General features: G+C 49.1%; 8 protein-coding genes. 3 read left to right on the forward strand and 5 right to left on the reverse strand.

What is annotated here, in order from left to right:
- Position 1: 1 nt before the first annotated feature.
- The 3 genes from KCG55_RS08645 to KCG55_RS08655 form a co-directional block, all read right to left on the reverse strand.
- Entirely contained in the window at positions 2 to 931 is a 930-nt protein-coding gene (locus KCG55_RS08645; protein WP_254322771.1) for a glycosyl transferase family 2, read from the reverse strand.
- Between the two features lie 4 nt (positions 932 to 935).
- On the reverse strand, positions 936 to 1661 hold the full coding sequence (locus KCG55_RS08650; protein ID WP_254322772.1) for a glycosyltransferase family 2 protein: 726 nt from the start codon (positions 1659 to 1661) through the stop codon (positions 936 to 938).
- 146 nt (positions 1662 to 1807) lie between these two features.
- Complete coding sequence (locus KCG55_RS08655) at positions 1808 to 3574, reverse strand: ABC transporter ATP-binding protein/permease (RefSeq protein ID WP_254322773.1); 1767 nt, start codon at positions 3572 to 3574, stop codon at positions 1808 to 1810.
- A 232-nt stretch (positions 3575 to 3806) separates the two neighbouring features.
- Between KCG55_RS08655 and KCG55_RS08660 the strand changes: the two genes are divergently transcribed.
- The 3 genes from KCG55_RS08660 to KCG55_RS08670 all read left to right on the forward strand — a co-directional run bounded on the left by KCG55_RS08660 (position 3807) and on the right by KCG55_RS08670 (position 7808).
- Positions 3807 to 6065, forward strand: a complete 2259-nt coding sequence (locus KCG55_RS08660) for a TonB-dependent siderophore receptor (protein ID WP_254322774.1) — start codon at positions 3807 to 3809, stop codon at positions 6063 to 6065.
- Positions 6066 to 6264: 199 nt separating this feature from the next.
- Positions 6265 to 6828, forward strand: coding sequence for a peptidylprolyl isomerase (locus KCG55_RS08665; RefSeq protein ID WP_254322775.1), 564 nt, complete (start codon positions 6265 to 6267; stop codon positions 6826 to 6828).
- A 122-nt stretch (positions 6829 to 6950) separates the two neighbouring features.
- Complete coding sequence (locus KCG55_RS08670; protein ID WP_254322776.1) at positions 6951 to 7808, forward strand: YgfZ/GcvT domain-containing protein; 858 nt, start codon at positions 6951 to 6953, stop codon at positions 7806 to 7808.
- 307 nt (positions 7809 to 8115) lie between these two features.
- Here the strand turns inward: KCG55_RS08670 and KCG55_RS08675 are convergent, their stop codons facing one another.
- Positions 8116 to 9852, reverse strand: a complete 1737-nt coding sequence (locus tag KCG55_RS08675; RefSeq protein WP_254322777.1) for a DUF262 domain-containing protein — start codon at positions 9850 to 9852, stop codon at positions 8116 to 8118.
- A gap of 133 nt (positions 9853 to 9985) precedes the next feature.
- A complete protein-coding gene (gene alaS, locus KCG55_RS10650) occupies positions 9986 to 12877 on the reverse strand; it encodes an alanine--tRNA ligase (protein ID WP_254322778.1) in 2892 nt (963 codons plus the stop codon).
- Positions 12878 to 12924: the final 47 nt, after the last annotated feature.

Raw genomic sequence — 12924 nt, forward strand, 5'->3', positions numbered from 1 at the left:
TTCAGACGGCGTCTTCGCCCCAAAAATCATAAAAATTGAACCATTGTAGCGGATTTTGCGCACATTCTTGCGCCAAAATGTCGGCAAAACCCTGCATCGCGTCTTTGACGGCAGCCTCGCGGTTGCCGCGTTTCCAGCTGGAAGTATCGGTAAAGCGGCGCAGTTTCAAATGATAGCGGCCGTTTTGTTTGACGCAAAACAACGTGTTTACCTGCGTTTTTAAAAGCGAAGCCAATAGCCATGCACCTTGCGGCATAGGGGCGGTATGGCCTAAGAAATTAATATCGGCGGTTTTCTCGCCGCGTACAGGCACGCGGTCGGCCGCGATGGCAATCCATTCGCCGTCTTCGATACGGCGGTTTAATTCCATCATCAGGGTGGTGTCCAAATCTGTTACTTGAATCAGACGGATATGATCTGCGCCGGCTTTTTGCAATGCCTCGTTAAATGCCTGTGCGTGTTTGCTGTGCACCAATACATTGAGCCTGAAATTTTTATGGTGCGACACCAGCGCACGGCAAACTTCAGTATTGCCCAAGTGTGAGCAGGCAAAAATCTGGCCGCGTTCGTTGCGCTTGACTTGCGAATAGATGTCGTCCGGATCTTCAATCACCAAATCTTCATAACGGATTTTGCGTTGCCACACGGCAAAACGGTCGCAAACCGCTTCGCCAAATGCGACGAATTGTTTGAATACGCTATGTTTCGGCAGGACGATATGGGGAAAGGCCGTCTGAAGACGGGTTTGATAGCGTAAAACATGACGGCGCGGTTTGGGCGCGGTTGCATAAAAATACAGCACCACAAACCAAATGAACGGCCTCATGAAAAAAGCCGGCAGATAGCGCACCATCAATGTTGTCAGAGCGAGAAACAAGCGGCTGCCGCGTTCGGGCTGCGCCGCCCAATGGGTTTGTTTATTATCGGTCATGGTTTCAGACGGCCTTTCCGAAAACTTTACCCAATCGGTGTTTCAACATACCGAAAAACAGCCGTGTGTGCATTTTGCTGATGCGGACATTGTCGGCAAAGGCATCGAAGTGAGACACGCCGTCGGCGGCGTATTGGACGGGCGTTTTAATCCAAACCGGCTTGACGTCGCGCCAGTAGAGGCGGATAAGGATTTCCGTATCGAAGTCCATGCGGTCGCCTACGGTTTCTTCGCGGACGACGGATAGCGCGGGTGCAAGCGGATAGAGGCGAAAGCCGCACATACCGTCTTTGATGTCGCATGACCAAGTGTGCAGCATATTCCAGAAATCGGTAATTTTGCGTCCGTAAAGCCGTGCTTTGGGCGCGTCATCGCCGTATTGTGGCCAGCCGCAAACAACGGCTTCGGGGTTTTGCTCTGCTGCAGCGAGGAGTTTGGGCGTGTCGTTCAAGCAGTGTTGGCCGTCTGCATCAACCTGCAAAACGTGGGTATAACCGTGTTCTTGAGCGTATTCCAAGCCGGTTTTAACCGCTGCGCCTTTGCCGCCGTTGATGGGGCGGTAAAGGACATCAATGCCGTCTGAAACCAAAGCCTGCAATACAGGTTTACATTCTTCGCGTGAACCGTCGTCTACAATTAAAACGTTTAAACCGAAGCCGCGCATGGTTTGGGCTACGTGGCTGATGGTGGTCGGGTGGTTGTAATGTGGAATAAGGGCCAGGGTTTTCATAAATATTTTTTAGACGACGTTAACACAATGCAGAGTATAGCAAATAAACATGCCATGGCGTTTGAAAAGGCCGTCTGAAACGGCGAGGACAAAATCGTTTGATTTCGTTTTTCACTGTTTCAGACGGCCTTTTATATGCCATTAATTCAGCATTGTACATGACCGACATCGAGGCATAAATCATGGAACTCATTGAGCGTACTGCGGTGTCCGATACTGATGATGATGCTGTCGGGCAGTTTTTGCTTTAAGGCGCGGTAGAGCATGGCTTCGGTCGGTTCGTCCAAGGCGGCGGTAGCTTCGTCGAGCAGGATGACTTTGGGCTGCGAGAGCAGGGCGCGGACGAAGGCGACACGTTGCAGTTCGCCCGGGGAGAGTTTGTGCTGCCAGTCATCGGTTTTATCTAATTTATCAACCAGATAACCTAATCGGCAGGTATTCATGGCTTCGATTAGTTCCGGATGTTGTTTGTCGATGTCGGGGTAACAAATCGCATCGCGCAGACTGCCTTGTGCCGTGTACGGGCGTTGCGGCAGGAAGAGAATCTCTTGATGCGGCGGATGGTTGACTTTACCGCTGCTGCCGAAAGGCCAAAGCCCTGCCAGCACGCGCAGCAACGAAGTTTTGCCGCAACCGCTCGGGCCGCGTATCAGCAGGGAGTTGCCGCTTTTGAGGTTGATATTGATACCGTCTAATAAAACTTCGCCGTTGTGGCGGTATAGGGCAACGTTTTCCAAGATCAGGCCGTCTGAAACTTCGGTAAGGTCGGGTTGTCGTGCGGTGTGTTTTTCTTCCGTACTCAGCAAAAAGCCGTACAGACGCTCCAGTCGGGCGCGGTAGGCGGTGAATTTGTTGTAGAACATTCGGAAGAAAGACAGCGCGTTTTGCAGTCGTGCGAAGGCTTGGACGGTCTGCTGGATATCGCCGATTTTGATTTGCCCGGCAAACAGGCGTGGAGCTTGCAAAATAATGGGAAAAAGCTTGATGCCGTTGGTGAACATATCGTTAAAGCCGCTCAGGCAGACGCTTTGCCGCGCAATGCGCCAACGGTTGCGGATAATGGCTTTGAAGCGGTCGGAAAGCTGGTCGTGTTCGTGTTTTTCGCCGCTGTAAAACGCCACGCTTTCGGCGTGGTCGCGTACGCGGATGAGGGAATAACGGTAGTCGCCGTTGAGCTTTTCGTTTTCATAGTTGTAACGAATCAACGGGTTGCCTATCCACATGGCGATAAAGGTCGCTAAAATCACAAAGATAAAGACGAACCAAACAATGCCGCGCGGAATGTCAAAGCCGAACACGGTCAGGATGCCTGCCAAGCCCCACAAAACAACGGCAAATTCCAGCGAGGTAACGACCGAATTGACCATGCCGCGCACAAATTCTATGGTCGAAGCGATGAAATCCTGCGCGTCTTGTTGGATACGCTGGTCGATGTTGTCCGGCGCATGGCGGCGCATTTGCAGACGGTAGTAGTTTTTGTCGGCAAGCCAGCGCGTTGTCAAAATTTCATTGAGCCGCTCCGACCATTTAATCGCCAAACCTTGATCGAGAAAATCGTTGACGACGTTGTTAAACGCCCGTATCAACACCACGCCCGCGTTCATCGCTGCAAACATCCAAAACGCGGAGGCGTTCAAATCCTGCATCGAGTCGTAAAGCCCTTTGGACATAAAGGTGCTCAACACATTCAGCCGGACTTCGGTCAGCAGCAGCGTAATCATCGCCGTAATCAGCAGCAAGACTTTGACCGCGCTTTTTGGCGTCAGGCAAAGGCGCAGGATATAGCTAAACTCGCGCCCAAAGCGTGTGTTGCGTGCAAAAAACAGAATGACCGCCGAGGCTGCAGCGACCATCAATAAGGTCTGCAATAGCCAAGACGGTGTGGAATAAAGCTCGGTTTGCCATTTTTGCATGGGGTGTTCTCTGAAAGGAAGTAAAGGCCGTCTGAAAGGACGGCAAATTTATTTGACTATGGTAACTGTAATAATAGTTTTCTGAACTGTTGTATTTTTTATATTTACAAACGGTTCTTATTTGTTTTTATGGAAAGCGGAAATCTTATCAAATATAATCGCAAAACTAAATTACTTTGTAATTTTTTACTCGATATAAGAATTATTAATATTTCAAACCAGAAGGTATTTTATGAACAGCAAATTAGCCCTGATGCCGCTTTTGATTATGAGCGCATTTTCTTATGCCGCCGATGAAGCGACACCCGAAACCCCTGTGCAACAGCAGTTGCAGGAAGTCAATGTCCGCGCTGACGCCAAACGCGTCAAAGCCGCCCGTTCTTATTCTATCGCCAGCGACGGCGACTTGCGCGACCGCGTGAACTTGGGCGTATTGGGCAAAGCCAACGCCTTTACCGCGCCGATTACCGTTGTCAACTACGACGAACAAGCCCTCAACAACACCGAAGCGCGTACTTTAGTGGATGCCGTAGCGAAAAAAGATGCTTCCGTATGGCAGTTCGGCGGCGAAAGCAACACGCTGACCGGCCTGTATTTCCGCGGTTATCAGCTTGATGCGCGCCAATTCAGCGTCAACGGTTTGGCAGGCATGTATGGTACGCAAGGCACAGCCAGTGTACAAGTCGGTTCCGCGCAACTGATTAAAGGCGCGTCCACTGCCGTAAACGGCATGGATCCTGAAGGCGCGGTATCCGGTTCCGTCAATATCGAAACCAAAAAAGCCGCCGATGAAGGCAACCGCAAAATCGGTTTGGGCTGGTTCAGCAACAACCGTGCCCAAGGTACGTTCGACTTGGGTCAACGCTTCGGCGAAAACAAAGAATTTGGCGTGCGCGCCAACGGCAAACTGCGCCATGGCGACACCCCGCGCCACGGTTACAGCGAGGACAACAAAGAATTTGCATTGAATGCTGATTATCGCGGCGAAAAAGTGCGTGTGGCGTTCGATTCCATCTACGCGAAACGCAAAACCAACGGCGGTCGCGCGCGTATGCAGGACATTCAAAACGCCAACGGCCGCTTGTTTGATGCGCCTGAAGGCAAAGTGAATTTGCTACCAAGTTGGAACTGGCAAAATACCGTCGGCCAAACCAATATGCTGACCTTTGAATGGGATGCGTTTGAAAATGCCCAAATTACCGGCGGTATCGGCTACAACAAAGCGCGCTATTACGGCACGCTGATTTCTCCGACCATATGCGGTAAAAATGGTGCAAGCAGTCAAACCGCAACCTGCTCAAGTGCCAACCAATACCACACCGGCACGGCGCGCCTGACTGACCAATATTTCCGTACTTTGAGTATGAATTTATCCGCGCGCGGCGAATTTGAAACCGGCCCGGTAACGCATAACTGGAGTACTGCTTTTGACCGTATCATTCGTCAGCGTGCGACTGTCCGTGGTTCGGCTGCAGGTAAAAGCCGCGTTGAGGTTGATGCAAACGGCAATATTGAAAATCAACTGGCTTCTTTTGTTCCTAATTACGCGACAGGCTGGGAAAGCTCAGCAAACTTGGATGCCAATATCAAAGTCAACAGCCTGGCCTTGTCCGACACACTGGGCTTTGCCGACAACAAATACCGTCTGACTTTGGGCGGACGTTTCCAAGCGGTTGAATACACCAATAAAAAAGAAGGTAAAAGCGGGGATTCCAAACGCTTCAGCCCGATGCTGATGGCTGCATGGGTACCGCAACCTGATTTGGTCGTTTACGGCAACTACATGGAAGACTTAGAGCCTGCGGATATCAAAACCGACGATGACGGCAATACCACCATGTCCAAACCGCGTGTCAGCCGTCAGTTTGAAGTGGGCGTGCGTAAAAACTGGGGCAATTTCGTGACCACGTTAAACGCGTTCCAAATCAAACGTCCGGGCTACTGGCGCGGTTCTACCACCAGCAAAACAGACTTCGCGGCGTATAAAGCCTTGGGCGGTGCAGCCGGAGATGAACAAGGCATGGAGCGCAGCCGCGGTATCGAGTTCAACACCTACGCGAACTTGCTCAACAATACATTGCGTCCGACTTTGGGCCTGATGTATCTGCAATCGACCGTGAAAGACTACCCAAATTCACGCGATATGTTGGTTAGCGGCGTACAAGTTGCCAATCCGCGCGTGATTGCCAAAGCGGGCGTGGAGTGGGATACCCCGTTTGCCAAAGGCTTGACTTTAAACGGCAACGTTTCGTACTTCGGTAAATCCTACCAAGACACGCAAAAACAATACGCCTTCCCGTCCTATACCTTGGTTGACGTAGGCGCGCGCTACAAAACCAAGCTCGGCAAAAATACTTTGACCGTCAGTAGCTCGGTAGAAAACCTGTTCAACAAAAACTACTGGCAGGTACAGCGCGGCCAATACGACCGCAGCTTCGCCGTTGTCGGTATGCCGCGTACTTACTGGCTGAAAGCGGAATTGGATTTCTGATCTGATTTCGGTTTGACCGTAATAGCAGGCCGTCTGAAAGGGAATGATAAAAAGCAAAAATTTGTTTTTTATCCCTTTTCAGACGGCCTGATTTGATTGCCTTATGTTTTTTGCTTGAAAAATCTTACATGTTTTTTATGGATTTCACGCGAAACAAGGTTAATATTCCATTTTCACAATACATCATTCGAGAAGACATATGAAAAAGTCCATCAAACTCACCCTGTGCGCCCTCGCACTCTCACTTTCCGTGCAAGCGCAAGCGGTTACCCACGCCGTGATTGAAACCAATATGGGCAACATCCAACTGGAATTGGATGAAGTCAAAGCGCCGAAAACCGTGGCAAACTTTGTCAATTACGCCAAAAAAGGTTTTTACGACAACACGATTTTCCACCGCGTTATCGACAATTTTATGATTCAAGGCGGCGGATTTACCGAGAATATGGTACAAAAATCCACCGATAAAGCCATCACTAATGAAGCAGACAACGGCTTGAAAAATAACGTCGGCACCATCGCCATGGCGCGTACCGGTGATCCGAATTCCGCAACCAGCCAGTTCTTTATCAATACGGCCGACAACGACTTTTTGAATTTCAAAAGCAAAACCCCTCAAGGCTACGGCTATGCCGTTTTCGGTAAAGTTACTTCCGGCATGGACGTTGTCCGTAAAATCAGCAAAGTGAAAACGGCGACACGCGGCTTCCACCAAGACGTTCCAACCGAAGCCGTGATTATCCGCAAAGTCAGCATCAAATAATTTTGCTTGTTTGAACCCAAACAACAGGCCGTCTGAAACATTCAGACGGCCTGAATTTATTTATTTGATAATAAGTAGCAATTTGGGCGATAATTCAGTATCCACAATTTAAGGAGTCGATTATGCAAACCCGCCTGCCTTTTTTCGGTGTTGTCCGTGTCAGCGGTGAAGACAGGGCTTCATTTCTTCATGGTCAATTATCCAATGATATTAATAATTTAGCTTCCGGTCAGGCATGTTACGCCACATACAATACGCCTAAAGGCCGTGTGTTGGCGAATATGTTGGTCGTCAATCGCGGAGAAGATTTACTGTTGGTCATGGCGCAAGATTTGACCGAAGCCATCGTCAAACGCCTGAGAATGTTTGTCTTGCGTGCAAAAGTCGTCTTCGAGCTTATGCCTGATTTAGCAGTCAGCGGCGAGTTGGCTGACAATACAGAACCTCATCCTGCTGCCGAACCGCAACTGTCTTTCCCAGCTCAAATTCAAGAAAACACCGTAGAAATTGCCTTGCCGCACACAGGCCGTCTGAAAATTTCAGCAGCCGAAGACGCAGCCGAATATCAAGCAGGAGCCGAAAACGCGTGGAACCTGCACGAAATCCGCAGCGGCTATCCGTGGATTTGCGCCGCAACCAAAGAAGCGGCTGTTGCCCAAATGCTCAACCAACACATCATCGGCGCAGTCCATTTCCGTAAAGGCTGCTACCCCGGCCAAGAAATCATCGCCCGCGCCCAATACCGAGGCCAAGTCAAACGCGGTCTGGCCGTATTAAGCGGCGATTCTTTAGAAGCTGCCGGTATTGCCGTCAAAGTCGGCGAGGAAGAAGCAGGCGTCATCCTTAACACGGCACTGACTGAGCAAGGCAGCCTAAGCCTTGCCGTTATCAAGTTTTCCGCAGCAGAAGCTGCATTAACTGATGTAGACGGCAATACTTTGAAACAGGAAGAACTGTTTTTTACGGTTGAGAAAGATTGATTGTTAGATGATTGAATAAAAAGCTTAAATATTAGCTTGAAATGAAAACAGAAAGGCCGTCTGAAATTCAGACGGCCTTTGATATTGAGTTTTGTTGGTACATGACCCAAGCAGCGTTTGCTGCCGACTGAATTACGGCATGGTTTGGGATCATTTGGTAACAACAAAAACCGCGTGCGTGCGTACCGCACACACCCTACACCTTAATCTTAAGGTTTGCGTCGCCCGCAGGTAGGGTGTGTGGCGTAGCCACGCACGCGGTTGGTGGGAATGCAGGCTACGGCTTGCTACAAATATTCACATTATCTTATTTTAACGAGCTTAGAAATGCTTTAATCAATTCATCACCACGTTTTTTAATATGTTCTGCATTCCATTCGGTTTTATCACACAGGTAATCGTTAATTTTGACGTTACCACTTTTCAGGCCGATATCGTTGCCATTTTCATCAATTACTTGCGATTTTCCAGCAAATGAGCGGTTATGCAGATTGCTGTTATATGCAGATAAAGTTAGGTTGCCCAACGAATGCAGCCATTCTTTGCAATCATCCGGCCATTCCCCCGTTTTGGGTTTTTGCGGATAAATGTGTTCCACTGACCAAACAGGTTTGCCTTTATCGGTGTTTGCCCAAAAATCTACCGCATTTTCGTCCGTTCGCTGTTTTTGTTCCAAATATACCAAGATATAACGTGTTAAATTGACGTTATCTTCATATAAATATTTGTTTTCCAAAGATTGTTTTATATATTTGGTATCAGGCAAAGCTTGTTGTAATTGGGCAATCAGTGCGGCTTCATCATATTTTTCATGCTGGGTCTTTGTGGCAGTAATAAAAATATCATCTGTACGGGAGGTTGCGGGAATATTGGTTAAATGGCGCACCATAAACCATTGTTCTATATAGTTTAATAAACCAGAAAAATCTTGTTGCGGATATTGGTCAAACAAAAACAGCAATAATGTATAGGCAGGTGCGATGCCAAGTTTTTTCAAATCAACTAACTTGTTTTGATAACGAACACATGCACTGTTTGCTGCAATATCTTCTGGGAATGATAGAGCATGATAAATTTTTGATTTTGAGATTAGTTCTCGAAGTACGTTTTCGGGTTGTTGTTTGATGGCTGCTGTATAAGTTTGGATTAGGTCATTTTTGGTAATTTTGTCTTTACCTTTGTCTTTATCCCAAATCAAACCAACAGGTTTAAACGCTTGATAGAAATGGCGCAAATAGCGGACTTGCACGTCATAGTCGTTCAGATTATTGATGATTTGCTGCCATTCTTCGTTGGTCTGTTCGGCTGATTGGTTTTTCAGGCTGCTAATCATGCTGTTTTTAATCAAATCCATCGGTGTAAGCGGCACGCCCCGGTTGTTGATGCTTTCAAACAGGATAAATGCAGATGCCGCATCTTGCGTATCAATCCGCACCACACAGGCAGCCGTAATTTTATCCAGCAGCTTAAACAAAGTATCCACATCATCGCCAGCATAGTGTTTAATGCGCTCTTTAAAATGATTGAATGCTTTTGTAATGCGGCGGTTGCCACAATTTCGCGGTTCGTTGCTATCATTGCCGTGCACGATTTTACGTACCAAATACGTATAATCAGCCTGATTGTTGTTTTGGATAGATGGGGTGAGGCGTGGTAATTTATTGTCGGAATGGTTGAGAAAATATTTTTTAAATGCAAGGCGCGCTTCCTGATAATCATCGTTTTCTATTACTTTGCGATTTTCATTTAATGGTTTTATTTTTTCATACAACGCAAGTAGTAATAAATTCAAAGTGGTTAAACGCTGTTGCCCGTCAATAACGGTGGCTTCTATGCTATCTCCTACGTTGCCGTCTAAAATACAAATCAGCGAACCGAGAAAATAACCTTTATCGTTATCGGTTAAATCATCAAATAGGTTATCCCATTGGTTTTTTGTCCATGCATATTCGCGTTGATAGGGCGGAATAACATAATGATATTTCGCGCCGTTGTTTTCACTTAACAAAGCTTTTACGGTAGTCTGAGCTGCAGTTTGAATCATAGTTACATCCTTCATTTCATAAATAGAAAATAGTAGTTGTTGTGGTTTATCAAATTTAATTTGGTTTTGAACATGGCAAGTTATAGTGCAGGCTGCCTGAAACCCACTTTCAGGCAGCCTGCACTTTCCTACATTACAGCTTCTCTTTAACCCAACCTTCCACGCTTACCAGCATTTCAGGCAATTTGTCGGCATCTGTGCCACCGGCTTGCGCCAAGTCAGGACGGCCGCCGCCTTTGCCGCCGACTTGTTCGGCTGCAAATTTAACCAGATCGCCTGCTTTGACTTTGCCAGTCAACGGTTTGGATACGCCTGCACACAGGGAAACTTTGCCGTCGTTGACTGAGGCGAGCAATACGATGGCTTGTTCTGATTTGCCGGTCAAGTCGGTAACGATTTCGCGCAGGGCTGCGGCATCGGCTTCGATTTGTGCGGCAACGAGTTTGGCTGAGCCCAAGTCTTTTGCATCATCCAAGAGTTTGGCGCCTGCATGGACGGCGAGTTCGGCTTTGGCGCGTGCCAATTCTTTTTCCAATGCTTTGGCGTGTGCCGCGCCTGCTTGGATTTTTGCCAGTACGTCTTTTTCGGTTTGGGCTTTGGTTTCGGCAATGATGTCTTTCACCAAACGCTCTTGTTCTTGCGCCCATTTGAGTGCGTTCAGGCCGGTGATGGCTTCGATACGGCGCACGCCTGCGGCAATACCGCCTTCGCTGATGATTTTGAAGAGGCCGATGTCGCCGGTGCGTGAAACGTGTGTACCGCCGCACAATTCGGTAGAGAAACCGCCCATTTGCAGTACGCGGACTTCGTCGCCGTATTTTTCGCCGAAGAGCATCATGGCGCCGGTTTTTTGGGCATCTTCCATGCTCATAATGGCGGCGTTAACGGCAACGTTGGCCAAAATGGCTTCGTTGACGCGGCGTTCGACTTCGGCGATTTCTTCGGCAGTTACCGCTTGAGGATGGGAAATGTCGAAACGGGTGGATTCGGCGGTAACCAAAGAGCCTTTTTGTTCAACGTGTTCGCCCAATACATCGCGCAGGGCTTTGTGCATCAAGTGGGTCGCGCTGTGGTTGCGCATATTGGCATTGCGGATTTCGTCATCCACTTTGGCGGTAACGCTGTCGCCGACTTTCAGACGGCCTGAAGTTTGTACGCCGAATTGGCCGAATACGGCCGCTTTGATTTTTTGGGTATCGAGTACTTCAAAGCGGTTTTCGCCTGCGAAGATATAGCCGACGTCGCCGACTTGACCGCCGGATTCTGCATAGAACGGGGTAAAGTCGATAACGATGGCACCTTCATCGCCTTCGTTCAATTCGTTGACTTGCTCGCCGTCTTTGTAGAGGGCGAGGACTTTGGATTCGGTTTGGCGTTCGCTATAACCTTTAAACTCGGTGTCTTGACCTTCGTAAGGAAGTTGGGCGTTGGCTTTGAAGCTTTGTGCGGCGCGTGCGCGTGCGCGTTGGGCTTCCATTTCGCGGTTGAAGCCTGCTTCGTCCAAATCGATACCTAATTCACGCGCCATGTCAGCGGTCAGGTCGTAGGGGAAGCCGTAGGTGTCGTAGAGTTTGAAGATATGTTCGCCACCGATAACGAGTTTGCTGTTGGCAATGTTGTCCATCAAATAGGCATTCAAGGTTTCGGCAAACGGTTTTTCCGCGTCGGGAATATGGGCGGTTTCCAAAGCAGCCTGCAAATCGATATACATGCCTTCGTTCAGGCTACCTGGCACTTGGGGACGGATAACGATTTGCTTTTTGCCCGAAGCGGCACGGGAGGCGGCGGTGAATTCCACACCCTCTGCGGTTTTCAATGCCAGTGGTTTGCCCGCACCATCTTGCGGCAGTAGGCTTTCCAGTTTCAGGAATTTCATGCCGTTTAACACTTGGTTGAACAAGCCCATGCCTTTTTCCAGCGTTTCGCCGAAGCGGCTTTCTTCCGCGCGCAAGGCTTCCATAATCTGCGTCTGTTTTTCTTTCAACTCGGGATAGGCGTCTCCCATTGCTTTCACCAAGTCGGGCACGAGTTTGTAGAAAAACGCCTGTTTCTGACCCAGTTTGTAGCCATGACGCACAGCGCGGCGGATAATGCGGCGCAATACGTAGCCGCGGCCTTCGTTGGAAGGCAATACGCCGTCTGCAATCAGGAACGAGCAGGAGCGGATGTGGTCGGCGATGACTTTCAGACTTGGTTCTTCCATGCTGAAAGGCGCGCCGGTTTCGCGGGCAACGGCTTTGAGCAGGTCTTGGAACAAGTCGATTTCGTAGTTGCTGTGGACATGCTGCATGACGGCGGCCATACGCTCCAAGCCCATGCCGGTATCGACGGATGGTTTAGGCAGCGGATTCATATTGCCTTGTTCGTCGCGGTTGAACTGCATGAATACGCAGTTCCAAATTTCGATCCAGCGGTCGCCGTCTTCTTCAGGGCTGCCCGGAATGCCGCCCCAGATTTCTTCGCCGTGGTCGTAGAAAATTTCGGAGCAAGGGCCGCAAGGGCCGGTGTCGCCCATTTGCCAGAAGTTGTCGGACGCGTATTTTGCGCCTTTGTTGTCGCCGATGCGGACGATGCGCTCTGCAGGCATACCGATTTCGTTCAACCAGATGTTGTAGGCTTCGTCGTCTTCTGCGTAAACGGTCGCCAAGAGTTTGTCTTTAGGGATGTTCAACCATTCCGGGGAAGTCAGGAATTCCCAAGCGAAGTGGATCGCGTCGCGCTTGAAGTAGTCGCCGAAGGAGAAGTTGCCCATCATTTCAAAGAAGGTGTGGTGACGGGCGGTGTAGCCTACGTTTTCCAAGTCGTTGTGTTTACCGCCTGCGCGTACGCATTTTTGCGCGGTAGTGGCGCGGTTGTAGGGGCGTTTGTCAAAGCCGAGGAATACGTCTTTAAATTGGTTCATGCCTGCGTTGGTAAACAACAGGGTCGGGTCGTCGTGTGGCACGAGCGAGGAGGAGCGGACGATGGTGTGGCCTTTAGATTCAAAAAATTTCAGGAATTTTTGGCGTAGTTCGGTGGTTTTCATAATGTCTCGATAAATTTTTTACAAGGATTTCAGACGGCCCGGACGGC

Source organism: Neisseria subflava (assembly GCF_024205745.1).
GTDB lineage: Bacteria > Pseudomonadota > Gammaproteobacteria > Burkholderiales > Neisseriaceae > Neisseria > Neisseria flavescens_B.

Excerpts from the sequence above, each read along its gene's own strand:
- KCG55_RS08645 (WP_254322771.1), bottom strand. The coding sequence starts at position 931 with ATGACCGATAATAAACAAACCCATTGGGCGGCGCAGCCCGAACGCGGC.
- KCG55_RS08665 (WP_254322775.1), top strand. The coding sequence starts at position 6,265 with ATGAAAAAGTCCATCAAACTCACCCTGTGCGCCCTCGCACTCTCACTT.
- KCG55_RS08655 (WP_254322773.1), bottom strand. The coding sequence starts at position 3,574 with ATGCAAAAATGGCAAACCGAGCTTTATTCCACACCGTCTTGGCTATTG.
- KCG55_RS08675 (WP_254322777.1), bottom strand. The coding sequence starts at position 9,852 with ATGATTCAAACTGCAGCTCAGACTACCGTAAAAGCTTTGTTAAGTGAA.
- KCG55_RS08670 (WP_254322776.1), top strand. The coding sequence starts at position 6,951 with ATGCAAACCCGCCTGCCTTTTTTCGGTGTTGTCCGTGTCAGCGGTGAA.
- KCG55_RS08650 (WP_254322772.1), bottom strand. The coding sequence starts at position 1,661 with ATGAAAACCCTGGCCCTTATTCCACATTACAACCACCCGACCACCATC.
- KCG55_RS08660 (WP_254322774.1), top strand. The coding sequence starts at position 3,807 with ATGAACAGCAAATTAGCCCTGATGCCGCTTTTGATTATGAGCGCATTT.
- alaS (WP_254322778.1), bottom strand. The coding sequence starts at position 12,877 with ATGAAAACCACCGAACTACGCCAAAAATTCCTGAAATTTTTTGAATCT.